We start from the raw sequence: 24,605 nt of genomic DNA, 5'->3' as shown, positions 1-24,605 counted from the left end.
CTGTTAGAATCTGCGCCCCGATGTTGCCTGGGTAGGGCATCGGGGCGTAACCAAACGGGAAAAGAGGCGCAGGACGCTCCTCGTGTTCCCCAGACCAGGAAGGGTCGCGCCATTCAGGCAGTGTCAACAGGTCCCCTGTTGACCGCCGCGTTGTATGCGCGCTATACTTTTTGTCTGGGCAGATCGGGAGACCGGTCTGCCTCGATTTTTGAGGTCTATGGAAAGATCTTGTCGCCGCACGGGAATGTGCGGCGTCCGCATTCAGGATATTCATGGGACAAGGCAACCCAGAGGCCTTGTCCGTCGCTCTTTTAACGAAGGAACCCACCGTCATGGCGGACCAAAAGATCCGGATTCGGCTGAAGGCGTTCGATCATCGTTTGATCGACCGTTCGGCCAGCGAGATCGTAGAAACGGCAAAGCGGACCGGCGCGCAAGTGCGTGGCCCGATCCCCCTGCCGACCAAGATCGAGCGTTACACCATTCTCGTTTCCCCGCACGTCGACAAGGACGCGCGTGACCAGTACGAGACCCGCACGCACAAGCGCGTGCTCGATATCGTTGACCCGAACGACAAGACCGTGGACGCGCTGATGAAGCTCGAACTGGCTGCCGGCGTCGACGTTCAGATCAAGCTGACCTGAGGACTACGACCATGACGAAGAAATATTCGTTGGGCTTCGTGGGCCGCAAGGCTGGCATGAGCCGCGTGTTCACCGAAGATGGCCAGGCCATCCCGGTAACCCTGATTGAAGCCACCCCGAACCGCATCGCGCAGATCAAGACCGTCGAAGCCGACGGCTACAGCGCCGTGCAGGTGACCGTCGGCGCGCGTCGCGCTGCCCTGGTCAACAAGCCGGAAGCCGGTCACTTCGCCAAGGCGAAGGTCGACGCGGGTCGCGGCCTGTGGGAATTCCGCGTTGAAGACGCGCAGCTCGGCGATTTCGCCGTCGGCGGCGAAGTCAAGGCGGACATCTTTGAAGTTGGCCAGAAGGTCGACGTCCAGGGTGTCACCAAGGGTAAGGGCTTCCAGGGCACCATCAAGCGCTACAACTTCCGTATGGGCGATGCAACCCACGGTAACTCGCTGTCGCATCGCGCGCCGGGTTCCTTGGGCCAGCGCCAGACCCCGGGTCGCGTTTTCCCGGGTAAGAAGATGTCCGGCCACATGGGTTCGGTGCAGCAGAGCACCCAGAACCTTGAAGTGGTGAAGGTCGATGTCGAGCGTGGTCTGATCGCGATCCGTGGTGCCGTTCCGGGCGCAGCGGGTGGTGACGTGATCGTTCGTCCGGCTAGCAAGGCATAAGGAGAGATGACGATGGAACTCGTTATCACGGGTAGCAACAACAAGGTCTCGGTCTCCGATGCCGTGTTCGGTCGCGATTTCAGCGAAGATCTGGTTCACCAGGTCGTCGTTGCTTACCGCAACGCCGGTCGCGCCGGCACCAAGGCACAGAAGACTCGCTCTGAAGTGGCTGGTACCACCAAGAAGTCGAAGAAGCAGAAGGGCGGCGGCGCGCGTCATGGCGCACTGACGGCTCCGATCTTCGTCGGCGGTGGTGTCACCTTCGCGGCCAAGCCGCGCAGCTTCGAGCAGAAGGTCAACCGTAAGCAGTACCGTGCAGCCATGTGCGCGATCCTGTCCGAGCTGAACCGCCAGGGCCGTCTGACGATCGTGGAGTCCTTCGATGTCGAAGCGACCAACACTAAGTCGTTGATCGCCAAGCTGGCCGGCCTGGAAGTGGGCAAGCGCCCGCTGATCGTCACCGAAGATGCTTCCGAGCACCTGTACCTGTCGGCGCGCAACATTCCCTACGTGGAAGTGCGTGACGTGCAGGGCCTGGACCCGGTGTCGCTGGTCGGTGCCGACACGGTCGTCATCACCGCTGATGCGGTCAAGAAGGTCGAGGAGTGGCTGGCATGAGCGCCAACGAGAAAATCTTCAGCGTTCTTCGCGCTCCGCGAGTCTCCGAAAAGACCGCGCGCCTGCAGGAACATTCCAACCAGTATGTCTTCGAAGTCTCGAACGAAGCCACCAAGGCCGATGTAAAGGCCGCGGTTGAGCAGCTGTTCGACGTCAAGGTCGAGTCGGTCAACGTGCTGAACGTGAAGGGCAAGAACAAGTCCTTCCGTAACCGCACCGGCCGCCGCGGCGATTGGCGCAAGGCGTACGTGCGTCTCGCCGATGGCCAGTCCATCGATGTAACGGCCAAGGCCTGAGGTACATCCCATGCCATTGATGAAATTCAAGCCCACTTCCCCCGGCCGCCGTTCGGCCGTGCGCGTGGTTACGCCCGATCTGCACAAGGGCGCACCGCACGCAGCGTTGCTGGAGCCGCAGAGCAAGTCCGGTGGTCGTAACCACCACGGCCGCATCACCACCCGTCACGTTGGTGGTGGCCACAAGCAGCACTACCGTGTCATCGACTTCAAGCGCAACAAGGAAGGCATTCCGGCGCGCGTGGAACGCATCGAATACGATCCGAACCGCACCGCCCATATCGCCCTGCTGTGCTACGTCGACGGCGAGCGCCGCTACATCATCGCACCGAAGGGCCTGAAGGCCGGTGACCAGGTGATCGCGGGTTCGGATGCGCCGATCAAGACCGGCAACACCCTGCCGCTGCGCAACATCCCGGTCGGTACCACTGTCCACGGCATCGAACTGAAGCCGGGCAAGGGTGCCCAGATCGCGCGTGCCGCCGGCGCTGCCGTGCAGCTCGTCGCTCGTGAAGGCATCTACGCCACCCTGCGCCTGCGCTCGGGTGAAATGCGCAAGGTGCCGGTCGAGTGCCGCGCCACCATCGGTGAAGTCGGTAACGACGAGCACAACCTGGAAAAGCTGGGCAAGGCTGGCGCGAAGCGCTGGCGCGGTGTCCGCCCGACCGTTCGTGGTGCTGCCATGAACCCGGTTGACCACCCGCACGGTGGTGGTGAGGCGAAGGCCGGCCAGGGTAATCCGCATCCGGTCACCCCGTGGGGTGTCCCGACCAAGGGTTACAAGACGCGCAAGAACAAGCGCACCCAGCAATTCATCGTCCGCGATCGTAGGGGCTAATCGACCATGGCACGTTCACTCAAGAAGGGCCCGTTCGTCGATCACCACCTCGTCAAGAAGGTGGAGGCCGCTGCGGGTAGCAAGAAGCCGATCAAGACCTGGTCGCGCCGTTCGATGATCCTGCCGGAAATGGTAGGCATCACCATCGCCGTTCATAACGGTAAGAACCACGTTCCGGTGCTCGTCAACGAGAACATGGTCGGCCACAAGCTCGGCGAATTTGCCATCACCCGGACCTTCAAGGGCCACGGTGGTGACAAGAAGTCGGGCAAGTAAGGAGAGATGACAATGGAAGCGAAAGCAATCCTGCGCTCCGCGCGCATCTCTGCGCAGAAAGCCCGCCTGGTCGCTGACCAGGTGCGCGGCCTGCCGGCCGAGCGTGCGGTCAACCTGCTGAAGTTTTCGGACAAGAAGGCTGCCCACCTGATCAAGAAGGTGGTGGAGTCGGCTATTGCAAATGCCGAAAACAACCAGGGCGCCGACGTCGACGAGCTGAAGGTTCAGACCATCATGGTAGATGAAGGTCCGACCCTGAAGCGTTTCATGGCGCGGGCGAAAGGCCGCGGCACCCGCATCCTCAAGCGCACCAGCCACATCACTGTGGTTGTGGGCGCCGGCAAGTAAGCGGAAAGGAAAACACCATGGGTCATAAAGTTCATCCGATTGGTATCCGCCTCGGCATTTCCAAGGACTGGAACTCCAAGTGGTACGCCAACAAGGCCGAGTTTGCTGGTTACCTGGCAGCCGACCTGAAGGTGCGGGAAATGCTGCGCAAGAAGCTTGCGCAGGCCGGCATCAGCAAGATCCTTATCGAGCGTCCGGCCAAGACCGCTCGCGTGACGATCCACACCGCCCGTCCGGGCGTGGTGATCGGCAAGCGCGGTGAGGACATCGAGAAGCTGCGCAAGGAAGTGAGCGAAATGATGGGCGTCCCGGCGCACATCAACGTCACCGAAGTGCGCAAGCCCGAGCTGGACGCGCAGCTGGTCGCCGAGTCGATCGCGCAGCAGCTGGAGCGTCGCATCATGTTCCGCCGTGCAATGAAGCGCTCGGTCGGCAACGCGATGCGCCTCGGTGCCCTGGGCATCAAGGTCAACGTCGGTGGCCGCTTGAACGGTGCTGAAATCGCCCGTTCGGAGTGGTACCGCGAAGGCCGCGTGCCGCTGCACACGCTGCGTGCCGACATCGACTATGGCTTCGCTGAAGCCAAGACGACCTACGGCATCATCGGCATCAAGGTCTGGATCTACAAGGGCGAGGTTTTCGATTTCTCCCAGGTTGGCCAGGAAAAGCAGGACGATTCCCCGCGCAACGATCGTAACGATCGCGGCGACCGTGGTGACCGTCAGCGCCCGGCCCGTGAAGCGAGGTAACGACAATGTTGCAACCCAAGCGAACCAAGTACCGCAAGGTACACAAGGGCCGTAACGATGGCCTGAGCTGGAGCGCCAACGCTGTCAGCTTCGGCGAGTACGGCCTGAAGGCAACCGCCCACGGTCAGCTGACCGCGCGTCAGATCGAAGCGGCCCGCCGCTCGATCAGCCGCTACGTCAAGCGCGGTGGCAAGATGTGGATCCGAGTGTTCCCCGACAAGCCGATCACCAAGAAGCCCATCGAAGTCCGAATGGGTTCTGGTAAGGGCAACGTGGAATACTGGGTCGCCCAGATCCAGCCCGGCCGCATGATCTATGAAATTGAAGGTGTGGGTGAAGACGTGGCTCGCGAGGCGTTCCGCCTGGCGGCTGCCAAGCTCTCCGTGACCACCACCTTCGTGACCCGGACGGTGATGTAATGGATATCAAACAACTTCGCGAAAAGTCGGCTGACGATCTGAAGGCCCACCTGACCGATCTGCGTAAGGAGCAGTTCTCGCTCCGTATGCAGCAGGTTACCGGCCAGCTGCCGAAGACTCACGAAACCCGCCGGGTCCGCCGCGAGATTGCTCGCGTCAAGACCCTGCTCGGCAGCACCAAGTAAGGATGGCCGCGATGAGCGACAATACTGAAAACAAGACGCTGCGCACGGTCGAAGGCCGTGTCGTCAGCAACAAGATGGACAAGACGGTCACCGTGTTGGTGGAGCGCCTGGTCAAGCACGCCCTGTACGGCAAGTACATCAAGCGTTCGACCAAGCTGCACGCACACGACGCCGACAATGCCTGCAACGAAGGCGATGTCGTCCGCGTGACCGAGATTGCTCCGATGTCCAAGACCAAGAACTGGCGCGTGGTGGAAGTCATCACGCGTGCGGCTGAATAAGGAGATCTGAATCATGATCCAGATGCAGAGCTACCTCGAGGTCGCGGACAATTCCGGTGCCAAGGAAGTGATGTGCATCAAGGTGCTGGGCGGCTCCAAGCGTCGCTACGCCCACATCGGTGACATCATCAAGGTCACCGTGAAGGATGCGATCCCGCGCGGCAAGGTCAAGAAGGGTGAAGTGTTCGACGCCGTCGTGGTGCGTACCCGCAAGGGTGTGCGTCGCGCCGACGGCTCGCTGATCCGTTTCGACGCCAACGCTGCCGTCCTGCTCAACAACAAGCAAGAGCCGATCGGCACCCGCATCTTCGGACCGGTGACGCGTGAACTTCGTACCGAGAAGTTCATGAAGATCGTCTCGCTCGCTCCCGAAGTGCTGTGAGCGACAGGAGATAATCATGGCTAACCGTATCAAGAAGGGCGACCAGGTCGTCGTCAACACCGGCAAGGACAAGGGCAAGCAGGGCGAAGTCGTCCGCGTCGACGGCGATCGTGTGATCGTCGCCAACGTGAACATCGTCAAGCGCCACACCAAGCCGAACCCGCAGGCAGGCGTTGCCGGCGGCGTGGTCGAGCGTGAAGCGTCGATCCATATCTCCAACGTGAACGTGCTCAACCCGGCTTCGGGCAAGGGCGAACGCGTTGGTTTCAAGGTGCTGGAGGATGGACGCAAACTGCGTGTGTTCCGCTCCAGCGGTGAGGCGCTCGACGCCTGAGGATGCGCTGATGAATACCCGTCTCGAAAAGTTCTACAAGGAAGAAGTGGTGCCGGCGCTGATGAAGCAGTTCGGTTACACCAATCCGATGCAGGTTCCGAAGCTGGTCAAGGTCACCCTGAACATGGGTGTCGGCGAAGCAGCCACGAACAAGAAGATCCTGGAAAACGCCGTCGCCGACATGGCCAAGGTCTCCGGCCAGAAGCCGATCGTGACCAAGTCCCGCGTCTCGGTGGCTTCGTTCAAGATCCGCGATGGTTGGCCGATCGGCTGCAAGACCACGCTGCGTCGTGAAAAGATGTATGAGTTCCTGGATCGCCTGATCAACATCTCGCTGCCGCGCGTGCGCGACTTCCGTGGTGTCTCGGGTCGTTCCTTCGACGGTCGCGGCAACTTCAACATGGGTGTGAAGGAACAGATCATCTTCCCGGAAATCGACTTCGACGCTGTCGACGCGATCCGCGGCATGGATATCGCCATCACCACCACCGCCAAGACCGATGCGGAAGCGAAGGCGCTGCTGGCAGCGTTCAAGTTCCCGTTCCGTAACTGATACGTCGAGGAATCCGAAATGGCAAAGACCTCCATGGTCAACCGCGACCTGAAGCGCGCCAAGCTGGCCGTCAAGTTCGCTGGTAAGCGTGAAGAGCTGAAGAAGATCATCTCCAGCACGACCGCTTCGTACGACGAAAAGGCTGACGCCGTAGTCAAGCTGCAGAAGCTGCCGCGCGACTCGTCGCCGAGCCGCCACCGCAACCGCTGCGAACTGTCCGGCCGCCCGCGTGGCGTCTACAGCAAGTTCGGCCTCGGCCGCAACAAGCTGCGCGAAGCCACCATGCGTGGTGACGTGCCGGGCCTGCGCAAGGCCAGCTGGTAAGGGATTCGTCCCGGAACCTGCCCCGCATCCCCTGGGTGCGGGGCAGGGGGACCGACCGGTTCATTCAGGTTTGTCCCCAATTGAAGAGTCCGGCGCAAGTCGGGCTCTTTTTGCCGTATACTCCCGCGTCTTGCCTTTTCACAGGGGCGGGCGCCGGGCGGGCCATCGGCCTGCAGATCACAATGTGAAGGGTACTGGCCCATCCCAGGAACACAGCAAGATTTTCGCGAAAGCGGATATCGGTGCACTCAAAGGTATCGACTATGAGCATGACTGATCCCATCGCCGACCTGCTGGTACGCATCAAGAATGCGGCCGCGGTTGGCAAGCAGACGGTGAAGGCACCGTCCTCCAAGATCAAGGTTGCAATCGCAGAAGTGTTGAAGGCCGAAGGCTACATCACCGACCTGCGCGTCACCAAGATCGAGAACAACAAGGCCGAGCTTGAAATCGTCCTGAAGTATTTCGAAGGCAAGCCGGTCATCGAGACCCTGAAGCGCTTCTCGCGTTCGGGTCTGCGCCAGTACCGTGGCAAGTCCGAGCTGCCGAAGGTCCTCAACGGCCTGGGCATCTCCATCATCTCCACCTCCAAGGGCATCATGACTGATGCGCAGGCGCGCCAGTTGGGCGTCGGCGGCGAAGTCCTGTGCTTCGTGGCCTAAGGCGAGAAGGAAACTACTATGTCCCGCGTAGCCAAGAAGCCGGTCAACCTGCCCAAGGGCGTTGAACTGAACATCCAGCCTGACTCCGTCAGCGTGAAGGGCCCGAAGGGCACCCTGTCGCTGCCGAAGGTCGCTGGCGTTGAAATCACCATCGAGAACGGCGTTGCCAACCTGGCTGCCAACGATCCGTCGCTGACCGCCCTCACCGGCACCGTCCGCGCGATCCTGGCCAACATGGTCCACGGCGTCACCGAAGGCTTCGAGCGCAAGCTCGAGCTGGTCGGCGTCGGTTACCGTGCCGCCATGCAGGGCAAGGACCTGAACCTGTCGCTGGGTTTCTCGCACCCGGTCCTGTTCGTGGCGCCGGAAGGCATCACCCTGTCGACCCCGACCCAGACCGAAATCCTGGTCCAGGGCACCGACAAGCAGCGCGTTGGTGAAGTGGCAGCCAAGATCCGTGGCTTCCGTCCGCCGGAGCCCTACAAGGGCAAGGGTGTGAAGTACGCCGGCGAAGTCATCATTCGTAAGGAAGCCAAGAAGGCCTAATCAGGCGCGGGAACTTCCATGGGCGCCTGGCCTTCACCGGTCGGGCGTCTCAAAGCAAACGCCCGCTTCACTTCAGCTTTCAAGGAACTCAAATCATGAGCATCAACAAGAACATCGCCCGCCTGCGTCGCGCCAAGTCGACCCGTGCACACATCCGCGTTCTCGGCGTGCCGCGTCTGTCGGTGCTGCGCACCGGTCAGCACCTGTACGCCCAGGTCTTCACCGCCGATGGCTCCAAGGTGCTGGCCGCTGCCAACACCACCCAGGCCGACGTCAAGGAAGGCCTGAAGAACGGCAAGAACAGCGACGCCGCCGCCAAGGTGGGCAAGCTGGTCGCCGAGCGCGCCAAGGCTGCGGGCATCGAGAAGGTCGCTTTCGACCGCTCGGGCTACCGCTACCACGGCCGCATCAAGGCACTGGCCGATGCAGCCCGCGAAGGCGGCCTGCAGTTCTAAGGGATAAGGAAACGGGGCAGGTCCCCGTTTCCGCCTGCCTGCCGGCGCGGGTTGCGCCGGGCGACGTCCTTCTTCTGCAAGGCCGATCGAAACACCGCACCACTTCACAGCTATAAGCGGCCCCGAGCCGTACATACCCAATCAATCAAGGAATCAACATGGCAGAAGAACGTCAGCAGCGGGGTCGCGATCGCGACCGTAACCGCGAAGAGAAAGTCGACGACGGCATGATCGAAAAGCTGGTCGCGGTCAACCGCGTCAGCAAGACCGTCAAGGGCGGCCGCCAGTTCACCTTCACCGCACTGACCGTGGTCGGTGACGGCGCAGGCAAGGTCGGCTTCGGTTATGGCAAGGCGCGCGAAGTGCCGGTCGCCATCCAGAAGTCGATGGAGCAGGCTCGCAAGAACCTGGCCGACGTCGATCTGAACAACGGCACCCTGTGGCACCCGGTGAAGTCCGGCCACGGCGCAGCTCGCGTGTTCATGATGCCGGCCTCCGAAGGTACCGGTGTGATTGCCGGTGGTGCCATGCGCGCCGTGCTGGAAGCCGTTGGCGTCAAGAACGTGCTGGCCAAGGCCGTCGGTTCGCGTAACCCGATCAACCTGGTCCGTGCCACGCTGAAGGGCCTGACCGAAATGCAGTCGCCGGTCCGCATCGCGGCCAAGCGCGGCAAGAAGGTGGAGGATCTCAACCATGGCTAATGAAACCGGCAAGACCGTCAAGGTCCGCCTGGTGGGCGGCCTGCGTGGCACCCAGTCGCGTCACCGCCTGTCGGTGCGTGCCCTGGGCCTGAACAAGCTCAACGATGTCCGTGAACTGAAGGACAGCCCGCAGGTCCGCGGCCTGATCAACAAGGTTCATTACCTCGTCAAGGTTGAGGAATAATCCAATGACCATGCATCTCAATGAACTGAGCCCGGCACCGGGCGCGCGCAAAGAGCGCACCCGCGTCGGCCGTGGTATCGGCTCCGGCCTGGGCAAGACCTGCGGCCGCGGCCACAAGGGTTCGTTCGCCCGTAAGGGTGGCGGCAAGATCAAGGCTGGCTTCGAAGGCGGTCAGACCCCGATGCAGCGTCGTCTGCCGAAGGTCGGTTTCCGTTCCAAGATCGCCAAGGACACCGCGGAAGTGCTGTCCTACCAGCTGGAACGCCTGGAAGCCGGCGAGATCGACTTTGCCGCGCTGCGCGCTGCCAAGCTGGTCCCGAGCACCGCCAAGCGTGCCAAGATCGTCATGAAGGGCGACCTGACCAAGGCGTTCACCCTGAAGGGCGTCGCTGCAACGGCCAGTGCCAAGGCCGCGATCGAAGCTGCCGGCGGCAGCGTACAGGAGTAAGACATGGCGCAAGCTGGCATTGGTAACCTCGGCGGCGGGCTCGGCAAGTTCACGGAACTTCGCCAGCGTCTGCTGTTCGTCATCGGGGCATTGATCGTCTATCGCATCGGCTGTTATGTGCCGGTGCCGGGCGTGAATCCCGAAGCCATGCTTGCGCTCATGCAGGCGCAGGGCGGCGGCATCGTGGACATGTTCAACATGTTCTCGGGCGGCGCCCTGCACCGTTTCAGCATTTTCGCGCTGAACGTGATGCCGTACATCTCGGCATCCATCGTGATGCAGCTGGCGGTCCATATCTTCCCGGCATTGAAGGCAATGCAGAAGGAAGGTGAGTCGGGCCGTCGCAAGATCACCCAATATTCCCGCATCGGTGCCGTGTTGCTGGCCGTGGTGCAGGGCGGCAGCATCGCGCTGGCGCTGCAGAACCAGGTGTCGCCGAGCGGCGCGCCGGTCGTGTACGCCCCGGGCATGGGCTTCGTGCTCACCGCCATCATCGCGCTGACCGCCGGTACGATCTTCCTGATGTGGGTTGGCGAGCAGGTCACCGAGCGTGGCATCGGCAACGGCGTCTCGCTGATCATCTTCGCCGGCATCGTCGCCGGCCTGCCGGGCGCGGTCATCCACACCGTCGAAGCCTATCGCGACGGCAACATGAGCTTCATTTCGCTGCTGCTGATCGTGCTGGTGGTGCTGGCCTTCACCTACTTCGTGGTGTTCGTCGAGCGTGGCCAACGTCGGATCACGGTGAACTACGCGCGCCGCCAGGGCGGTCGCAACGCGTACATGAACCAGACGTCGTTCCTGCCGCTCAAGCTGAACATGGCGGGCGTGATCCCGGCCATCTTCGCCTCCAGCATCCTGGCGTTCCCGACCACCTTGGCCATGTGGTCCGGCCAGGCCAGTTCGGCGACCTGGCTGCAGAAGGTTGCCAACGCCCTGGGCCCGGGCGAGCCGCTGCACATGATCGTGTTCGCGGCGCTGATCACCGGTTTCGCGTTCTTCTATACCGCGCTGGTGTTCAACTCGCAGGAAACCGCCGACAACCTGAAGAAGTCGGGCGCGCTGATTCCGGGCATCCGTCCGGGCAAGGCCACCGCCGACTACATCGACGGCGTGCTGACCCGCCTGACCGCGGCCGGTTCGCTGTACCTGGTGATCGTCTGCCTGCTGCCGGAAATCATGCGTACCCAGCTGGGTGCCTCGTTCTACTTCGGCGGCACCTCGCTGCTGATCGTGGTGGTGGTGGTGATGGACTTCATCGCGCAGATCCAGGCGCACCTGATGTCGCACCAGTATGAGAGCCTGTTGAAGAAGGCCAACCTGAAGGGCGGCAACCGCGGCGGTTTTGCCCGCGGCTGATAAGCCTGTTACACTTTCGTCTTCCTGACGTGATGGTCCTCCGCTTCGCGGACCTGGCCACACAAACGAAGGGCGGCCCCCGCAGCGGTTCCGGGTGGGGGTGAGATCGGGTCGTCCCGCGCGGGAGTAGCGCGGGCGGCACCGGGAAAGGGCACGAAAGCGCCTTTTCACCGGGGTCAACCTGATCCGGCGCCGGAGCCTGGGCACACTCCCTGGGCCGGGTTCGTGAAACCTTGTGTTTCACGGGCTTCCAAGTAGACCGGAACCTTGTTAGTATCGCTAGTTCACTTTTTGATCCATCCTGCCGGATTGGCGCGCCTTGGGTGCGCCGTCGGCCATCACTCAGCTGGAGAACCGCGTCATGGCGCGTATTGCAGGCGTCAACCTGCCAGCCCAGAAGCACGTCTGGGTCGGGTTGCAAAGCATTTACGGCATCGGCCGTACCCGTTCGAAGAAGGTCTGCGACGCCGCAGGCGTGACCTCGACCACCAAGATCCGCGATCTGTCGGAGCCGGAAATCGAGCGTCTGCGTCTCGAAGTCGGCAAGTACATCGTGGAAGGCGATCTGCGCCGTGAAATCGGTATCGCGATCAAGCGCCTGATGGATCTGGGCTGCTACCGCGGTCTGCGTCACCGTCGCGGTCTTCCGCTGCGTGGCCAGCGCACCCGTACCAACGCCCGCACCCGCAAGGGCCCGCGCAAGGCGATCAGGAAGTAAGGGACCTAAGAAATGGCTAAGCCCGTCGCTAAGACCAAGAAGAAGATCAAGCGCGTCGTCACTGACGGCGTCGCCCACGTCCACGCTTCTTTCAACAACACCATCGTGACCATCACCGACCGCCAGGGCAATGCTCTGTCGTGGGCGACCTCCGGTGGCGCTGGCTTCCGCGGTTCGCGCAAGTCCACCCCGTTCGCTGCCCAGGTGGCTGCCGAGAAGGCCGGCCGTGCCGCGCTCGACTACGGCGTCAAGTCCCTGGAAGTCCGCATCAAGGGCCCGGGTCCGGGTCGTGAGTCGGCCGTGCGCTCGCTGAACAACGTGGGCTACAAGATCACCAACATCATCGACGTGACGCCTATCCCGCACAACGGGTGCCGTCCGCCGAAGAAGCGTCGCGTCTAAAGGAGCGATAAGAAATGGCTCGTTATATCGGTCCTACCTGTAAGCTCGCCCGCCGCGAAGGCGCCGACCTTTCCCTCAAGAGCCCGGCGCGCGCGCTGGACTCCAAGTGCAAGCTGGAGCAGAAGCCCGGCCAGCACGGCGCCACCGCCCGTAAGGGCAAGCTGTCCGACTACGCCACCCAGCTGCGTGAAAAGCAGAAGGTCAAGCGTATCTACGGTCTGCTGGAGCGTCAGTTCCGCAACTACTACAAGAAGGCCTCGACCAAGAAGGGCAACACCGGCGAGAACCTCCTGCAGCTGCTGGAAACCCGCCTGGACAACGTTGTCTATCGCATGGGCTTCGCTGTGACCCGTCCGGCTGCCCGTCAGCTGGTCTCGCACCGCGGTGTCACCGTGAACGGCAAGTCGGTCAACCTGGCTTCGTACCAGGTCAAGGCTGGCGACGCTGTCGCGCTGTCCGAGAAGGCTGCCAAGCAGTTGCGCGTTCAGGAAGCCCTGACCGTGTCTGCCACGCACGACCTGCGTCCGTCGTGGGTTGAAGTGGATTCCGGCAAATTCGCCGGCATCTTCAAGGCTGTTCCGGATCGTGCGGACCTGCCTGCGGATATCAACGAAGCGCTGATCGTCGAGTTGTATTCGAAGTAATTCACATTGGAGAATCCCCGGCGACGGCCGGGGATTCACTAGGAGAACCCGCAACATGACGGTTACCGCCAACCAGGTTCTGCGTCCTCGCGGTCCGCAGATCGAACGCCTTACCGACACCCGCGCCAAGGTCGTTATCGAACCCTTGGAGCGTGGTTACGGGCATACGCTGGGCAATGCCCTGCGTCGCGTGCTGCTGTCGTCCATCCCGGGCTTCGCCATCACGGAAGTTGAGATCGACGGCGTCCTGCACGAGTACACCACGCTCGAAGGCTTGCAGGAGGACGTGCTTGAAGTCCTGCTCAACCTGAAGGACGTGGCCATCCGTATGCACACGGGTGACAACGCGACGCTGTCGCTGTCCAAGCAGGGTCCGGGTGTCGTGACCGCTGCCGATATCAAGGTCGACCACAACGTCGAGATCCTCAACAACGACCATATCATTTGCCACCTGACCAAGGACACGGCAATCAATATGCGTCTGAAGATCGAGCGTGGTTTCGGCTACCAGCCGGCGGCTGCACGTCGTCGTCCGGATGAAGAAACCCGTGCCATCGGTCGTCTGGTCCTGGACGCCTCGTTCTCGCCGGTCCGTCGCGTCGCCTACTCGGTGGAAGCGGCCCGCGTCGAACAGCGTACCGATCTGGACAAGCTGGTGCTGGACATCGAAACCAACGGCACGATCGATGCCGAGGAAGCCGTGCGCACCGCCGCCGACATCCTCAGCGATCAGCTGTCGGTCTTCGGTGACTTCACCCACCGCGACCGCGGTGCAGCCAAGCCGGCCAACAACGGCGTGGATCCGGTGCTGCTGCGCCCGATCGACGATCTGGAGTTGACCGTTCGCTCGGCCAACTGCCTGAAGGCAGAGAGCATTTACTACATCGGCGATCTGATCCAGAAGACCGAAGTGGAACTGCTCAAGACCCCGAACCTCGGCAAGAAGTCGCTGACCGAGATCAAGGAAGTCCTCGCACAGCGCGGCCTTTCGCTGGGCATGAAGCTGGAGAACTGGCCGCCGGCCGGTGTCGCCCAGCACGGCATGCTCGGCTGATCCAGTACGACGCAAGATGCTTGACCCCGCACCTTCGGGTGCGGGGGCTTCACCGCAACACCACGCATCGACAGGCCCATAGCCTGCGGTGACGGTCGGCCAGGAGGGCCGGCATCGGACCAACCGCAGTCCAAGCAGCAACGCCAGGATGGCGACAGCGATACCCAACCGATCCAGCATTCAATCAAGGAATCACTCCCATGCGTCACATGAAGTCCGGCCGCAAGTTCAACCGTACCAGCGCCCACCGCGAAGCGATGTTCAAGAACATGGCCGCCTCGCTGTTCAAGCACGAGCTGATCAAGACCACCCTGCCGAAGGCCAAGGAACTGCGCCGCGTCGCCGAGCCGCTGATCACCCTGGCCAAGGTCGACTCCGTCGCCAACCGTCGTCTGGCCTTCGCCCGTCTGCGTGACAACGAAGCCGTGGGCAACCTGTTCACCATCCTGGGCCCGCGTTACGCAACCCGTCCGGGTGGCTACCTGCGTCTGCTGAAGTGCGGTTTCCGCGCTGGCGACAATGCTCCGATGGCCTACGTCGAACTGGTCGACCGTCCGGCTGCCGTGGCGGAAGCCGTCGAAGAATAATCGACGCGCAACACCCGTAATTCGGTGAAGAACCCGGCCTTGTGCCGGGTTTTTCCGTTTAGGGACAGGAGCCGTGCCGCGGGCGGACGAACACGCTGTCCGGTCTTCTGCGCCGACAATCGGCACGTGCGTGGCGGTGGCGGCAGGTGAGGGCCTGTTAATCTTGGCGCCTGGACTTTGACGAGTGTTGGCAATGAATCCACTGCGCTGGAATTACCGCGCCCAGTTCCTGCTGGGGTTTTTGATCTGCGCCGGGCTATTGGCCTACGCGATCTTCCTGCAGCTCAAGATCGGGCTGGAGCCGTGCCCGCTGTGCATCTTCCAGCGGATCGCCTTCGCCGCGCTCGGGCTGCTGTTCCTCATCGGCGCCCTGCATGGCCCGCGTGATCGCGCCGGGCGCGGCACTTACGGCGTGCTGGCCTTCATCGCCGCGGCCGTTGGCATGGGCATCGCCGGCCGCCACGTATATGTGCAGTTGCTGCCCAAGGACATGGGCTCCAGCTGTGGCCCGCCGCTGGCGTTTCTCAGCGAAACGATGGGGCCGTTCGAGGTGTTCCGCACGGTGCTCACCGGCACCGGCGACTGCGGCAACATCGACTGGCGTTTCCTCGGCCTGACCATGCCGATGTGGAGCCTGGTGTGGTTCGTGCTGCTGGCCGCCTGGGCGCTGTTCGTCTCCTTCCGCACGCCGCGCGTCTGATCGAGGCGGCGCGCTGATCGCGCGCCTGCTGCGCCCGCCCGCATCGCGCCGGCGGGCGCCGTCGTTCAGAAGTCCTGCTGAAGGCTCAGGTAGGCGCCGCGACGCGGACCCCACTGTGGGGCGAACACGCCGATGCCGCCGCCGTCGCGGAGTTGATAGCTGCGGTCCAGCGCGTTGACCAGTGCCAGCTGCGCGTGCAGCGGGTGGCCGCTGTCGGCGTTGAAATCATGCGCCGCGCTCAGGTTGACCTGCAGGTAGGACGGCAGCTCACCGCCATTGGGCACGCCCTCGATGTCCGAACGCAGGCCGCTGCCATACACGTAGTTGGCCCCGACCCGGTTGTGGCCGGCGAACGCATAGCTCACGCCGCCGGAAGAGGTCAGCGTCTGGTCGTGGTCCAGGTGGATCCAGTTGTCCTGCACGTACGCCAGCGCCTCCGGGTCCAGGTTGTACTGGCCGGTGATCACCTGCTTGCCCATTGCCTTGTTGTAGGCCGCATTGACATACGCACTGAGCGGGCCGCTGCTGTAGTCGGCGCTGAACTCCACGCCATGCACGTGCCCGTAGCGGTAGTTGAAGGTGGAATAGATGTAGGCCGCGCCGAACTGGCCTTCGTCCTGCAGGCGGTCGACCTTGCGGTCGTAGGCGTCCAGGCCGAGGGTGAGGTGTTCGCCAACCTGCTGCGACACGCCCACGTCGTAGTAGTCGCTGCGCTCGGACAACGGCGTGGTGCTGCCGGTGACCGGCTGCTGGTTGGTGGTGCCGGCGTAACGCGCGATGTCGCTGCTGGCCACCAGTTCGCTGGCCGGCGGGGTGAAGTAGCGCGAGTAGCCGGCGTGCACGGTGGTGCTGTCGCTGGCGTTCCAGACAACGCCCAGGCGCGGGCTGAGCTGTCCTTCGGTGCCGCCGAAGGCCTTGTAACGGTCTGCGCGCAGGCCGTAGTTGACCGTCCAGTCCTGGCCGATCCGCCATTCGTCCTGCACGTACGCCGCCGCGGTGCTGGCAGGGAAGGCGCTGGCATCGGCGATCACGATCGGCGTGGTGCTGGCCTGGTTGCCATCGGCGTCGACCGGAAACACCCAGGCGGTGCTGCCGGCGCGTGCGCGTTCGCTGTTGCCGTACAGGCCATAGCGCAGGGTGTGGTTGTCGCCCAGTGGCGTGGAGAAATCGGCCTGCGCGGTGCTGGCGCGGTTGCTGCGGTCCACCTGCGAGGCCACGCCGTCGAAGACCAGGTCGCCGGCCACGTCGGGGTTGAAGGCCAGGTCGCTGTAACGCTGCCCGGCCGACACCTGGTAGGCGGTCTGGCCGAGCGTGCCCTGCAGCACCAGCATGCCGAAACGCGTGGTCTCGCCCTGGGTTTCGTCCAGCTGCGAGGAATCGGCCTGGACCGTATCCAGGTAGCCGAACTGCGGCGTCTGGCCCGGGTTGACCGGGATCTGGAAGCGGTTGTTGGCGAAACCGGCGAACAGGCTCAGGCGGGTGGTGTCGTTGACCAGGTAGGTAAGGTCGGCGAATGCCTTGCCCTGGTGGGTGTCGTCGTGGTCGGGCCGGCGCGAGGCGGTGGGGTTTTCCAGGCCGACCTCGTTCTGGGTGTAGTTCCCGGTCAGGTACCAGCTCCAGCGGCCCTGGTTGCCCCACCACGAGGCGTTGGGGTTGAGGGTGCCGAACGACCCGGCGGTGATGCCGGCGCTGCCGCCATTGCCCAGCTCGGCGCCGCTGCGGGTGGTGATGTCGACCACCGCGGCGGTGCGTTCGCCGAACTGCGCCGGCAATGCGCCATCCATCAACCGGATGCTCTTGATGGTGCGCGCATCCAGGGTCTGGCCGAAGCCGGAGATCGATTCGGGCAGGAGCACGCCGTTGAGGCGGTACTGCAGGTTGGCGTGGTCGCCACGCACGTGCACGCCGCCGTAGCTGTCCTGGACCACGCCAGGCGCCTGCAGCAGCACCTGGCTGAGCGGGGCCGAGGCGCCCAGCGGCTGTTTCTGGATGTCCTCGGCGGTGATCTGGTACTGGCTGCTGCCAATGTCGGGGGAGAGGGCGTTGCGCGCCTGGTCGAGCTGGGCGCTGACGGTGACCGCGTCCAGGTCGGTGACGGCCGGAGGGGCGGCGTCGGCCGTGGCGGCCAGCGCGGGCAGGCTGGCCACGGACAGGGCCAGGGCGATACCGCGGGCAAGCAGGGATGGCTTCATGGGGAGGACTTGGTGGCTGGACGTAGGGGAGGGGGCCGGCCTGGCGAGTGTTACTCCGTAACAAATCATGCGCCTGTCCACGGCCGAACGGGAATGCGGTCTGGGGCCACCGGCTGAGTTCGTTTTCCGCCGTTCAGCTGTCGCCGTCGCACAGGCGGCGCTTTGCGCCAGCGGCGCGCTCTGCGACCATGACCGGTCCCCACCCCCTCGGAAGTCTGTGATGAGCCCGTCCGCACCGCCCGTAGTCGATCCCGCCGCCACTGCCGCCGCCGACAGCGCAGCCTGGTCGCCGGAGAGCTGGCGCGGCAAGACCGCGCTGCAGATGCCGACCTATCCCGACCCGCTGGCGCTGGATGCGGCCCTGCATGAGCTCAAGCGGTTGCCGCCGCTGGTGACGTCCTGGGAGATCCTGGCGCTCAAGCAGCAACTGGCCGATGCGCAGGAAGGCAAGCGCTTCCTGCTGCAGGGCGGCGACTGCGCCGAGAACTTCAGCGACTGCGAGTCGACCACCATCTCCAACCGGCTCAAGGTGCTGCTGCAGATGAGCCTGGTGCTGGTGCACGGCATGCGCAAGCCGGTGATCCGCGTCGGCCGCTTTGCCGGCCAGTACGCCAAGCCGCGCTCGGCCGATACCGAAACCCGCGACGGGGTAACCCTGCCCAGCTACCGCGGGGATGTGATCAACGGGCCGGAATTCACCGAGGCGGCGCGCCTGCCGGACCCGCGGCGGATGCTGCAGGCCCACGCGCACTCGGCGATGACGATGAACTTCGTGCGCGCCCTGATCGATGGCGGTTTCGCCGACCTGCACCACCCCGAGTACTGGAACCTGGACTGGGTGCAGCATTCGCCGCTGGCCGCCGACTACCAGAAGATGGTCGGCTCGATCGGCGATGCGGTGCACTTCATGGAGACGCTGGCCGGGGTGCGGGTGCACAACCTCAACCGCATCGATTTCTACACGTCCCACGAGGCGCTGCTGCTGCCCTACGAACAGGCGCTGACCCGCCAGGTACCGCGCCAGCACGGCTGGCTGAACCTGAGCACGCACTACCCGTGGATCGGCATGCGCACGGCGGCGCTGGATGGCGCCCACGTGGAGTACCTGCGCGGCGTGCGCAACCCGATCGCGATCAAGGTCGGCCCGTCGGTACAGCCGGACCAGTTGTTGCGCCTGATCGACGTGCTCAACCCCGATGACGAACCGGGCCGCCTGAGCTTCATCCATCGCATGGGCGCGGCGCAGATCGCCGAGAAGCTGCCCCCGCTGCTGGATGCGGTCAAGCGCGACGGCCGTCGCGTGCTGTGGGTGTGCGATGCGATGCACGGCAACACCGAGAGCACCAGCAACGGCTACAAGACCCGTCGCTTCGACAACGTGCGCGGCGAGGTGGAGCTGTCCTTCGACCTGCACGCCGCGGCCGGCACCCGTCTCGGCGGCGTGCATCTGGAGCTGACCGGCGAGGACGTGACCGAATGCACCGGCGGCGCCCGCGAACTGACCGAGCGTGACCTGGAACGTGCCTACCGCTCATCGGTGGACCCGCGCCTGAACTACGACCAGTCGCTGGAGATCGCCATGGCCATCGTGCGCAAGCAGCAGCATTACGCGGCCTGAGCCGTCGCAGCGGCGCCACGCACGGCGTGGCGCTGGCCGGCGTTGTCCACGCACGGCTTACATTCGCCTGACACGCTGGTCATGGCGGTACAGGCATGCTGCGACCTTCCTTCGATGATCGCAGGAGCGTGCAGTGACGGTGGACTGGCAGCAAGCGGCGTTGTACCTGTGGCCGATCGGCATTGCGCTGGCGGTCGGGCTCACCGGCTGGTGGTTGTTGATGGCGCTGACCCGCCGGCTCAAGGGCCGTGAGCAGCGTCGCGCGCGCATCGGCCGGGTGATCAGCCGCCCGATGGCGTTCGCGCTGCCGCTGCTGGTGCTGATTCCCGCGCTGGAAGCTACGCCGCTGCAGGGCCATTGGCTGGACCAGTCGCTGCGCCTGCTGCACATCGGGCTGACCGCCTGCGTGATCTGGTTGCTGGTGCGCGCGGTGGCTGCCGGCGAGCAGGCGATCCTGCGCGACCACCCGATGGAGGTGGCCGACAACCTGGAGGCCCGCCGCATCCAGACCCAGACCCGCGTGCTCAGCCGGGTGCTGATGGGCGCGATCATCCTGGTCGGGGTATCGCTGATCCTGTTGACCTTCCCGATGGTGCGCCAGATCGGGACCGCGTTGCTGGCCTCGGCCGGCATCATCGGCCTGGTCGCCGGCATCGCCGCCAAGCCGGTGTTCGGCAACCTGATCGCCGGCCTGCAGATCGCCCTGACCCAGCCGATCCGGCTGGACGACGTGGTGATCGTGGAAGGCGAGTGGGGGCGGGTGGAGGAAATCGGCAGCAGCTACGTGGTGGTGCGGATCTGGGATGAGCGGCGGATGGTGGTGCCGCTGACCTGGTTCATCGAGCATCCGTTCCAGAACTGGACCCGGCGCAGTGCCGACCTGCTGGGGACCGCGTTCCTGTGGCTGGACTACCGCGCACCGATCCCCGCCATCCGCGCCGAGCTGGAGCGCATCTGCAAGGGCGAGGCGCTGTGGGATGGCCGGGTCTGCGTGACCCAGGTGACCGAGACCACCGAGCACACGCTGCAGGTGCGCCTGCTGGTGAGTGCGCGCAACTCCGGCGATGCATTCGACCTGCGCTGCATCGTGCGCGAACGGATGCTGGATTTCCTGGCCCGCGAGCATCCGCAGGCGCTGCCGCGGACCCGCGCCGAACTGCTCCAGCAGCCCGATCCGGGCCTGCGTGGCCCGCGTTCGCAGCCGGCCGAGGACGTGCGCTCGCCGGGGGCCGAGGACGGCGCACCGGCGGTGGTGCCCGCGCCGTAGGCGCCGGTGGGCGTGGCGGCACGCCCCTCAGGGGGCGACGTTGTGCGGCAGCAGGGTGTGGGTGCCGAAGCGTGGCGGACGTCGGGCACGGGTGCGCTGCTCGTAGGCATAGCCCAGTTCGATCAGGCGGGGCTCGCTCCAGGCGGTGCCCATGAACAGCAGGCCCAGCGGCAGCCCGTTCACATGCGCCATCGGCACGCTCAGGCTGGGGTAGCCGGCCACGGCGGCGGCACTGTAGCTGCCGCCGGGGAAATCATCGCCGGCCCCGGCACGGATCGGCCAAGCAATGCCGGTGGTGGGGGCGATCAAGGCATCCAGCCGTTGCGCACGCAGGGCTGCATCGATGCCTGCCGGGCCCGCCAGGCGGCGGGCCTCGGTACGCGCCGCGATGTACGCCGGATTGCCCAGGCCGCCTGTGGAAGCCGCGCTTTCCATCAGGTCCTGGCCGAACGGCAGCAGTTCCTGGTCGGCATGCCCGCGGTTCCAGGCGATCACCTGGTCGAGGTCGCGCAGGGGCGCGTTGTAGGTGGTGAGGTAGCGCTGCAGGCCCGCCTTGAATTCGTGCAGCAGCACGATCCGCTCGGCGTCGTCCCACTGGCCCTGGGTAGGCAGTTGCACGGGCACCACCACCGCGCCGGCCTCGCGCAGAACCTCCACGGCGTGCTGCAGCGCCGGGCCCACCCCGGGCAACTGGTCGAGCGGGCCCGACAGCACGCCGATGCGCGCGCCACGCAGGCCGTCCGGGTTCAGGCGTGAGGTGTAGTCGTATACCGCGCGCCCGGGCATGGTCGCGGTGGCCGGGTCGGCATCGTCGCGGCCGGCCATCGCGGTCAGCAGGGCCGCCGCGTCGGCGACGCTGCGCGCCATCGGGCCGGCGGTGTCCTGGCTGAAGGAAATCGGGATGATGCCCTCGCGGCTGACCAGGCCGACGGTGGGCTTGAGCCCGACCACGCCATTGACCGCCGCCGGGCACACGATGCTGCCATCGGTCTCGGTACCAATCGCCGCGGCCGCCAGGTTGGCCGACACCGCCACCGCGCTGCCGCTGCTGGAGCCGCAGGGCGTGTGGCTGAGCCGATAGGGGTTGCGGGTCTGACCACCGCGCGCGCTCCAGCCGGAGATCGACTGGCTGGAGCGGAAGTTGGCCCATTCGCTGAGGTTGGTCTTGCCCAGGATCACCGCGCCGGCCGCGCGCAGCCGGGTGACCAGGAAGGCGTCGTCGGGGCGGAACCTGGCCAGGGCCAGGGACCCGGCGCTGTTGCTCATCGGGCGCGCGCCGATGTTGTCCTTGAGCAGCACCGGGATGCCGTGCAGCGGGCCACGCAGCTGGCCGCGGCGGCGCTCGGCATCCAGTGCGGCGGCGTCCTTGAGTGCCTCGGGATTGAGCTCGATCACCGCGTTCAAGCGCGGGCCGGCACGGTCGATGCGGGCGATCCGCTCCAGGTAGGCGCGGGTCAGGGTGGTGCTGTCCAGCGCCCCGGCGGCCATCTGCGCCTGCAGGTCGACGATGTCGGTCTCGGCGTAGGCGAAGGGGGTATCCGGGCGCGGCGCGGCGGCCGCAGCGGGGGCTTCGCTGGCGTGCACCGGGGCAGGTGCAGGCGCACAGCCGCAGAGCGACACGATCATCAACATCGATGTCAGCGGCAGACGCATCAGGGTGTCCCGTAAACCGGCGCTCAGGCTAACCAGCCGGTGCCACGCTTGGCAACTCAGGAGGTAGCGGTGGGCGTGGGATGGCGCTTGCGGATATCGCGGGCGAGCACGCCGACCACGATCAGGTTGATCACCAGCACCGACCACGAGGCCCAGCCAGGGTGGCGGATGATGGCGTAGATATCGAACGGCAGGTAGATGCCGGCAGTGACGCAGCCCAGCCAGGACGCCCAGGCCTTGGCGCGCCAGAGGCCCCAGGCCTCGAAGAGATGCAGCACCCCGTAGGCCAGCATGGCCACGGCGGCCAGGTGCACCGCATCGGGATTGATCATGTTGAGCAGCGAGGGCAGGGTGCCGTGATCCGGGTCCAGGCTGAAACGCCGGATCAGGGCATTGACCGCATCGCGCAGGGGCTGCGGACCGAGCATTTCCAGCCCGGTCGCGGCCAACAGCGCCAGGACCGCCTTGCTGGCTTCCAGCAAGGCGATCAGGTGAAGCCCCGGATGCCTGTGAGGATCCGGGTTGTAGGGCTTGTCGATCACGACAATGGGTCCGATCAGCCGCCGCGCGACGCCTTCTTGCGCTCGCTTTCGGTCAGGCCCTTCTTGCGCAGGCGGATTTCCTTCGGGGTGATCTCGACCAGCTCGTCGTCTTCGATGAAGTCCAGGGCCTGTTCCAGCGAGTACTTGATCGCCGGGGTCAGCTGGATCGCATCGTCCTTGCCCGAGGCGCGCATGTTGGTCAGCGGCTTGGTCTTGATCGCGTTGACGGTCAGGTCGTTGTCCTTGGAGTGGATGCCGACCAGCTGGCCTTCATACACGTTGTCGCCTTCCGCAGCGAACAGCTTGCCGCGTTCCTGCAGCGGCCCCAGGGAGTACGCCGGGGTGGCGCCCGGAGCATTGGCGATCATCACGCCGTTCTGGCGCTTGGCGATCGCGCCCTGCTCCTTCGGGCCGTAATGGTCGAACACGTGGAACAGCAGGCCCGAACCCTGGGTCAGGGTCTTGAACTCGTTCTGGAAACCGATCAGGCCACGGGCCGGGATCTGGTATTCCAGGCGCACGCGGCCCTTGCCGTCCGGCTCCATGTTCTTCAGCTGGCCCTTGCGGGTGCCCAGCTTTTCCATCACGCCGCCCTGGTGCTGCTCTTCGATGTCCACCACCAGCTGCTCGATCGGCTCCATGGCCTGGCCGTCGATCTGCTTGATGATCACTTCCGGGCGCGACACGGCCAGCTCGTAGCCTTCGCGACGCATGTTCTCGATCAGCACCGACAGGTGCAGTTCGCCACGGCCGGAGACCAGGAACTTGTCGGCGTCTTCCAGCTGTTCGACCTTCAGGGCCACGTTGTGGACCTGTTCGCGATCCAGGCGGTCCTTGATCTGGCGGCTGGTCAGGAACTTGCCACCGGACAGGTCCTTGTTGCCGGCGAACGGCGAGTTGTTGACCTGGAAGGTCATCGAGATGGTCGGCTCATCGACGGTCAGTGCCGGCAGCGCTTCCGGGGTGTCCGGGTGGCACAGGGTGTCGGAGATGGTCAGCTCGGCGATGCCGGAGATGGCGACGATGTCGCCGGCCTCGGCGGTGTCCTGCTCGATGCGCTCCAGGCCCAGGAAGCCCAGCACCTGCGCGACCTTGCCGTTGCGCTTCTTGCCTTCACGGTCGATCACCGCGACCTGCATGTTCTTCTTCAGGGTGCCGCGCTGGATGCGGCCGATGCCGATCACGCCCACGAAGTTGTTGTAGTCCAGCTGGCTGATGCGCATCTGGAACGGGCCGTCCGGGTCCACTTCCGGCTTCGGCGCGTGCTGCATGATCGCTTCGTACAGCGGGGTCATGTCGCCGTCGCGCACGCTGTCTTCCAGGCCGGCATAGCCGTTCAGGGCCGAGGCGTAGACGATCGGGAAGTCGAGCTGCTCATTGGTGGCGCCGAGCTTGTCGAACAGGTCGAAGACCTGGTCGATCACCCAATCCGGACGCGAGCCCGGGCGGTCGACCTTGTTGACCACAACGATCGGCTTGAAGCCCATCGCGAAGGCCTTCTGGGTGACGAAGCGGGTCTGCGGCATCGGGCCGTCCATCGCGTCGACGAGGATCAGCACTGTGTCCACCATCGACAGCACGCGCTCCACTTCGCCGCCGAAGTCGGCGTGTCCCGGGGTGTCGACGATGTTGATCCGGTTCTTGATACCGGTCTTCTTGTCTTCCCAGGTGATGGCCGTGTTCTTGGCCAGGATGGTGATGCCACGTTCCTTTTCCTGGTCATTGCTGTCCATCACGCGCTCGGCGAGCACGGTGCGCTCGGAGAGGGTGCCGGACTGCTTGAGCAGCTGGTCGACGAGGGTGGTCTTACCGTGGTCGACGTGGGCGACGATGGCGATGTTGCGAAGATTTTCGATAGACATGCGAAAGGGGGCCAGTCGGCGCCGGATTTGGAAAAAGAAGTCCAACATTATACGGCCAAGATGACCAATCGCGAAAAGTCTCTTGCAAGCCTTGCCGGACGG

The 24,605-nt window shown here is 64.6% G+C and carries 34 protein-coding genes; 30 read left to right on the top strand and 4 right to left on the bottom strand.

Going from position 1 to position 24,605, the window contains the following annotated elements; all coding sequences use genetic code 11:
* Positions 1 to 332 precede the first annotated feature (332 nt).
* The 28 genes from rpsJ (at position 333) to AC06FD_RS19790 (ending at position 15,369) form a co-directional block, all read left to right on the top strand.
* A complete protein-coding gene (gene rpsJ / locus AC06FD_RS19925; RefSeq protein ID WP_010341589.1) occupies positions 333 to 644 on the top strand; it encodes a 30S ribosomal protein S10 in 312 nt (103 codons plus the stop codon).
* A gap of 11 nt (positions 645 to 655) precedes the next feature.
* The gene (gene rplC / locus AC06FD_RS19920) at positions 656 to 1,306 is read left to right on the top strand and encodes a 50S ribosomal protein L3 (RefSeq protein WP_019186145.1); all 651 of its coding nucleotides are present in this window, start codon (positions 656 to 658) and stop codon (positions 1,304 to 1,306) included.
* Positions 1,307 to 1,318: 12 nt separating this feature from the next.
* Positions 1,319 to 1,924 (top strand): 50S ribosomal protein L4, encoded by a 606-nt coding sequence (gene rplD, locus AC06FD_RS19915; protein WP_128095571.1) that lies wholly within the window; start codon positions 1,319 to 1,321, stop codon positions 1,922 to 1,924.
* A complete protein-coding gene (rplW, locus tag AC06FD_RS19910; RefSeq protein ID WP_038690294.1) occupies positions 1,921 to 2,220 on the top strand; it encodes a 50S ribosomal protein L23 in 300 nt (99 codons plus the stop codon). Before rplD ends, rplW begins: the two co-directional genes overlap by 4 nt.
* Before the next feature lie 10 nt (positions 2,221 to 2,230).
* Positions 2,231 to 3,058, top strand: a complete 828-nt coding sequence (gene rplB, locus AC06FD_RS19905) for a 50S ribosomal protein L2 (protein ID WP_038690292.1) — start codon at positions 2,231 to 2,233, stop codon at positions 3,056 to 3,058.
* A gap of 6 nt (positions 3,059 to 3,064) precedes the next feature.
* Positions 3,065 to 3,334: a 30S ribosomal protein S19 gene (gene rpsS / locus AC06FD_RS19900; RefSeq protein WP_017355409.1), complete on the top strand. Its 270-nt coding sequence runs from the start codon at positions 3,065 to 3,067 to the stop codon at positions 3,332 to 3,334.
* Positions 3,335 to 3,346: 12 nt separating this feature from the next.
* Positions 3,347 to 3,682, top strand: a complete 336-nt coding sequence (gene rplV / locus AC06FD_RS19895) for a 50S ribosomal protein L22 (protein WP_017355410.1) — start codon at positions 3,347 to 3,349, stop codon at positions 3,680 to 3,682.
* 17 nt (positions 3,683 to 3,699) lie between these two features.
* On the top strand, positions 3,700 to 4,431 hold the full coding sequence (gene rpsC, locus AC06FD_RS19890) for a 30S ribosomal protein S3 (RefSeq protein ID WP_042614225.1): 732 nt from the start codon (positions 3,700 to 3,702) through the stop codon (positions 4,429 to 4,431).
* Between the two features lie 5 nt (positions 4,432 to 4,436).
* Complete coding sequence (rplP, locus tag AC06FD_RS19885; protein ID WP_068849463.1) at positions 4,437 to 4,850, top strand: 50S ribosomal protein L16; 414 nt, start codon at positions 4,437 to 4,439, stop codon at positions 4,848 to 4,850.
* Positions 4,850 to 5,035, top strand: a complete 186-nt coding sequence (rpmC, locus tag AC06FD_RS19880) for a 50S ribosomal protein L29 (protein WP_017355413.1) — start codon at positions 4,850 to 4,852, stop codon at positions 5,033 to 5,035. Before rplP ends, rpmC begins: the two co-directional genes overlap by 1 nt.
* A gap of 11 nt (positions 5,036 to 5,046) precedes the next feature.
* Entirely contained in the window at positions 5,047 to 5,316 is a 270-nt protein-coding gene (gene rpsQ / locus AC06FD_RS19875; protein ID WP_017355414.1) for a 30S ribosomal protein S17, read from the top strand.
* Positions 5,317 to 5,329: 13 nt separating this feature from the next.
* Positions 5,330 to 5,698 carry a 50S ribosomal protein L14 gene (gene rplN / locus AC06FD_RS19870; RefSeq protein ID WP_038690286.1) on the top strand — a complete coding sequence of 123 codons (369 nt, stop codon included), beginning with the start codon at positions 5,330 to 5,332 and terminating at the stop codon, positions 5,696 to 5,698.
* Positions 5,699 to 5,714: 16 nt separating this feature from the next.
* A complete protein-coding gene (rplX, locus tag AC06FD_RS19865) occupies positions 5,715 to 6,032 on the top strand; it encodes a 50S ribosomal protein L24 (RefSeq protein ID WP_017355416.1) in 318 nt (105 codons plus the stop codon).
* A gap of 10 nt (positions 6,033 to 6,042) precedes the next feature.
* Positions 6,043 to 6,585 (top strand): 50S ribosomal protein L5, encoded by a 543-nt coding sequence (gene rplE, locus AC06FD_RS19860; protein WP_038690283.1) that lies wholly within the window; start codon positions 6,043 to 6,045, stop codon positions 6,583 to 6,585.
* A gap of 18 nt (positions 6,586 to 6,603) precedes the next feature.
* Positions 6,604 to 6,909, top strand: a complete 306-nt coding sequence (gene rpsN / locus AC06FD_RS19855; protein ID WP_256776220.1) for a 30S ribosomal protein S14 — start codon at positions 6,604 to 6,606, stop codon at positions 6,907 to 6,909.
* Between the two features lie 263 nt (positions 6,910 to 7,172).
* Entirely contained in the window at positions 7,173 to 7,571 is a 399-nt protein-coding gene (gene rpsH / locus AC06FD_RS19850) for a 30S ribosomal protein S8 (protein ID WP_019186156.1), read from the top strand.
* 18 nt (positions 7,572 to 7,589) lie between these two features.
* Positions 7,590 to 8,117 carry a 50S ribosomal protein L6 gene (gene rplF / locus AC06FD_RS19845; protein WP_259209887.1) on the top strand — a complete coding sequence of 176 codons (528 nt, stop codon included), beginning with the start codon at positions 7,590 to 7,592 and terminating at the stop codon, positions 8,115 to 8,117.
* 95 nt (positions 8,118 to 8,212) lie between these two features.
* On the top strand, positions 8,213 to 8,572 hold the full coding sequence (gene rplR / locus AC06FD_RS19840; RefSeq protein ID WP_038690277.1) for a 50S ribosomal protein L18: 360 nt from the start codon (positions 8,213 to 8,215) through the stop codon (positions 8,570 to 8,572).
* Positions 8,573 to 8,730: 158 nt separating this feature from the next.
* Positions 8,731 to 9,273, top strand: coding sequence for a 30S ribosomal protein S5 (rpsE, locus tag AC06FD_RS19835; protein ID WP_259209890.1), 543 nt, complete (start codon positions 8,731 to 8,733; stop codon positions 9,271 to 9,273).
* Positions 9,266 to 9,457, top strand: coding sequence for a 50S ribosomal protein L30 (gene rpmD, locus AC06FD_RS19830; protein ID WP_259209892.1), 192 nt, complete (start codon positions 9,266 to 9,268; stop codon positions 9,455 to 9,457). Before rpsE ends, rpmD begins: the two co-directional genes overlap by 8 nt.
* 4 nt (positions 9,458 to 9,461) lie before the next feature.
* Positions 9,462 to 9,905 (top strand): 50S ribosomal protein L15, encoded by a 444-nt coding sequence (rplO, locus tag AC06FD_RS19825; protein ID WP_019186161.1) that lies wholly within the window; start codon positions 9,462 to 9,464, stop codon positions 9,903 to 9,905.
* A gap of 3 nt (positions 9,906 to 9,908) precedes the next feature.
* A complete protein-coding gene (gene secY / locus AC06FD_RS19820; RefSeq protein WP_259209896.1) occupies positions 9,909 to 11,264 on the top strand; it encodes a preprotein translocase subunit SecY in 1,356 nt (451 codons plus the stop codon).
* 361 nt (positions 11,265 to 11,625) lie between these two features.
* A complete protein-coding gene (rpsM, locus tag AC06FD_RS19815; protein ID WP_019186163.1) occupies positions 11,626 to 11,982 on the top strand; it encodes a 30S ribosomal protein S13 in 357 nt (118 codons plus the stop codon).
* Between the two features lie 12 nt (positions 11,983 to 11,994).
* Positions 11,995 to 12,384 (top strand): 30S ribosomal protein S11, encoded by a 390-nt coding sequence (gene rpsK / locus AC06FD_RS19810; protein WP_017355427.1) that lies wholly within the window; start codon positions 11,995 to 11,997, stop codon positions 12,382 to 12,384.
* A 14-nt stretch (positions 12,385 to 12,398) separates the two neighbouring features.
* Positions 12,399 to 13,028 carry a 30S ribosomal protein S4 gene (gene rpsD / locus AC06FD_RS19805; protein WP_038690262.1) on the top strand — a complete coding sequence of 210 codons (630 nt, stop codon included), beginning with the start codon at positions 12,399 to 12,401 and terminating at the stop codon, positions 13,026 to 13,028.
* Between the two features lie 55 nt (positions 13,029 to 13,083).
* Entirely contained in the window at positions 13,084 to 14,082 is a 999-nt protein-coding gene (locus tag AC06FD_RS19800; RefSeq protein ID WP_259209902.1) for a DNA-directed RNA polymerase subunit alpha, read from the top strand.
* 200 nt (positions 14,083 to 14,282) lie between these two features.
* On the top strand, positions 14,283 to 14,669 hold the full coding sequence (rplQ, locus tag AC06FD_RS19795; RefSeq protein ID WP_038690259.1) for a 50S ribosomal protein L17: 387 nt from the start codon (positions 14,283 to 14,285) through the stop codon (positions 14,667 to 14,669).
* Positions 14,670 to 14,862: 193 nt separating this feature from the next.
* On the top strand, positions 14,863 to 15,369 hold the full coding sequence (locus AC06FD_RS19790) for a disulfide bond formation protein B (protein WP_259209905.1): 507 nt from the start codon (positions 14,863 to 14,865) through the stop codon (positions 15,367 to 15,369).
* 65 nt (positions 15,370 to 15,434) lie between these two features.
* Here AC06FD_RS19790 and AC06FD_RS19785 read toward each other — a convergent pair whose 3' ends face one another.
* Positions 15,435 to 17,561, bottom strand: a complete 2,127-nt coding sequence (locus AC06FD_RS19785; protein WP_478078698.1) for a TonB-dependent receptor plug domain-containing protein — start codon at positions 17,559 to 17,561, stop codon at positions 15,435 to 15,437.
* Between the two features lie 220 nt (positions 17,562 to 17,781).
* Here AC06FD_RS19785 and AC06FD_RS19780 point away from each other — a divergent pair, with 220 nt between their 5' ends.
* Both AC06FD_RS19780 and AC06FD_RS19775 read left to right on the top strand, forming a co-directional pair.
* Entirely contained in the window at positions 17,782 to 19,179 is a 1,398-nt protein-coding gene (locus tag AC06FD_RS19780; RefSeq protein ID WP_478078697.1) for a class II 3-deoxy-7-phosphoheptulonate synthase, read from the top strand.
* Positions 19,180 to 19,318: 139 nt separating this feature from the next.
* Complete coding sequence (locus tag AC06FD_RS19775; RefSeq protein WP_259210046.1) at positions 19,319 to 20,446, top strand: mechanosensitive ion channel family protein; 1,128 nt, start codon at positions 19,319 to 19,321, stop codon at positions 20,444 to 20,446.
* Positions 20,447 to 20,473: 27 nt separating this feature from the next.
* Here AC06FD_RS19775 and AC06FD_RS19770 read toward each other — a convergent pair whose 3' ends face one another.
* From AC06FD_RS19770 to typA, 3 genes are read right to left on the bottom strand one after another with little or no spacing between them, the layout of a single operon-like run.
* Positions 20,474 to 22,099 (bottom strand): amidase, encoded by a 1,626-nt coding sequence (locus AC06FD_RS19770; protein WP_478078696.1) that lies wholly within the window; start codon positions 22,097 to 22,099, stop codon positions 20,474 to 20,476.
* A gap of 56 nt (positions 22,100 to 22,155) precedes the next feature.
* Positions 22,156 to 22,641 (bottom strand): DUF2127 domain-containing protein, encoded by a 486-nt coding sequence (locus tag AC06FD_RS19765; RefSeq protein ID WP_259209912.1) that lies wholly within the window; start codon positions 22,639 to 22,641, stop codon positions 22,156 to 22,158.
* A gap of 14 nt (positions 22,642 to 22,655) precedes the next feature.
* Complete coding sequence (gene typA / locus AC06FD_RS19760) at positions 22,656 to 24,503, bottom strand: translational GTPase TypA (RefSeq protein WP_259209915.1); 1,848 nt, start codon at positions 24,501 to 24,503, stop codon at positions 22,656 to 22,658.
* Positions 24,504 to 24,605: the final 102 nt, after the last annotated feature.

The organism is Stenotrophomonas sp. Steno-Z1 (assembly GCF_056393175.1).
Note: the sequence above shows the minus strand (reverse complement) of the source record. Positions and strands in the feature narration are given on the sequence as shown.

Bases quoted from the DNA above. Each gene is read 5' to 3' on its own strand.
- rplQ (WP_038690259.1), top strand. From the start codon at position 14,283: ATGCGTCACATGAAGTCCGGCCGCAAGTTCAACCGTACCAGCGCCCAC.
- rplE (WP_038690283.1), top strand. From the start codon at position 6,043: ATGAATACCCGTCTCGAAAAGTTCTACAAGGAAGAAGTGGTGCCGGCG.
- rplF (WP_259209887.1), top strand. From the start codon at position 7,590: ATGTCCCGCGTAGCCAAGAAGCCGGTCAACCTGCCCAAGGGCGTTGAA.
- secY (WP_259209896.1), top strand. From the start codon at position 9,909: ATGGCGCAAGCTGGCATTGGTAACCTCGGCGGCGGGCTCGGCAAGTTC.
- rplN (WP_038690286.1), top strand. From the start codon at position 5,330: ATGATCCAGATGCAGAGCTACCTCGAGGTCGCGGACAATTCCGGTGCC.
- rplR (WP_038690277.1), top strand. From the start codon at position 8,213: ATGAGCATCAACAAGAACATCGCCCGCCTGCGTCGCGCCAAGTCGACC.
- rpsE (WP_259209890.1), top strand. From the start codon at position 8,731: ATGGCAGAAGAACGTCAGCAGCGGGGTCGCGATCGCGACCGTAACCGC.
- rpsS (WP_017355409.1), top strand. From the start codon at position 3,065: ATGGCACGTTCACTCAAGAAGGGCCCGTTCGTCGATCACCACCTCGTC.
- rpsD (WP_038690262.1), top strand. From the start codon at position 12,399: ATGGCTCGTTATATCGGTCCTACCTGTAAGCTCGCCCGCCGCGAAGGC.
- rplD (WP_128095571.1), top strand. From the start codon at position 1,319: ATGGAACTCGTTATCACGGGTAGCAACAACAAGGTCTCGGTCTCCGAT.
- typA (WP_259209915.1), bottom strand. From the start codon at position 24,503: ATGTCTATCGAAAATCTTCGCAACATCGCCATCGTCGCCCACGTCGAC.
- rplO (WP_019186161.1), top strand. From the start codon at position 9,462: ATGACCATGCATCTCAATGAACTGAGCCCGGCACCGGGCGCGCGCAAA.
- rpsQ (WP_017355414.1), top strand. From the start codon at position 5,047: ATGAGCGACAATACTGAAAACAAGACGCTGCGCACGGTCGAAGGCCGT.
- rpsH (WP_019186156.1), top strand. From the start codon at position 7,173: ATGAGCATGACTGATCCCATCGCCGACCTGCTGGTACGCATCAAGAAT.
- rplB (WP_038690292.1), top strand. From the start codon at position 2,231: ATGCCATTGATGAAATTCAAGCCCACTTCCCCCGGCCGCCGTTCGGCC.
- rpmD (WP_259209892.1), top strand. From the start codon at position 9,266: ATGGCTAATGAAACCGGCAAGACCGTCAAGGTCCGCCTGGTGGGCGGC.
- rpsN (WP_256776220.1), top strand. From the start codon at position 6,604: ATGGCAAAGACCTCCATGGTCAACCGCGACCTGAAGCGCGCCAAGCTG.
- rplP (WP_068849463.1), top strand. From the start codon at position 4,437: ATGTTGCAACCCAAGCGAACCAAGTACCGCAAGGTACACAAGGGCCGT.
- rplW (WP_038690294.1), top strand. From the start codon at position 1,921: ATGAGCGCCAACGAGAAAATCTTCAGCGTTCTTCGCGCTCCGCGAGTC.
- rpsJ (WP_010341589.1), top strand. From the start codon at position 333: ATGGCGGACCAAAAGATCCGGATTCGGCTGAAGGCGTTCGATCATCGT.
- rplX (WP_017355416.1), top strand. From the start codon at position 5,715: ATGGCTAACCGTATCAAGAAGGGCGACCAGGTCGTCGTCAACACCGGC.
- rpmC (WP_017355413.1), top strand. From the start codon at position 4,850: ATGGATATCAAACAACTTCGCGAAAAGTCGGCTGACGATCTGAAGGCC.
- rplV (WP_017355410.1), top strand. From the start codon at position 3,347: ATGGAAGCGAAAGCAATCCTGCGCTCCGCGCGCATCTCTGCGCAGAAA.
- rplC (WP_019186145.1), top strand. From the start codon at position 656: ATGACGAAGAAATATTCGTTGGGCTTCGTGGGCCGCAAGGCTGGCATG.
- AC06FD_RS19780 (WP_478078697.1), top strand. From the start codon at position 17,782: ATGAGCCCGTCCGCACCGCCCGTAGTCGATCCCGCCGCCACTGCCGCC.
- rpsM (WP_019186163.1), top strand. From the start codon at position 11,626: ATGGCGCGTATTGCAGGCGTCAACCTGCCAGCCCAGAAGCACGTCTGG.
- AC06FD_RS19790 (WP_259209905.1), top strand. From the start codon at position 14,863: ATGAATCCACTGCGCTGGAATTACCGCGCCCAGTTCCTGCTGGGGTTT.
- rpsK (WP_017355427.1), top strand. From the start codon at position 11,995: ATGGCTAAGCCCGTCGCTAAGACCAAGAAGAAGATCAAGCGCGTCGTC.
- AC06FD_RS19770 (WP_478078696.1), bottom strand. From the start codon at position 22,099: ATGCGTCTGCCGCTGACATCGATGTTGATGATCGTGTCGCTCTGCGGC.
- AC06FD_RS19785 (WP_478078698.1), bottom strand. From the start codon at position 17,561: ATGAAGCCATCCCTGCTTGCCCGCGGTATCGCCCTGGCCCTGTCCGTG.
- AC06FD_RS19800 (WP_259209902.1), top strand. From the start codon at position 13,084: ATGACGGTTACCGCCAACCAGGTTCTGCGTCCTCGCGGTCCGCAGATC.
- rpsC (WP_042614225.1), top strand. From the start codon at position 3,700: ATGGGTCATAAAGTTCATCCGATTGGTATCCGCCTCGGCATTTCCAAG.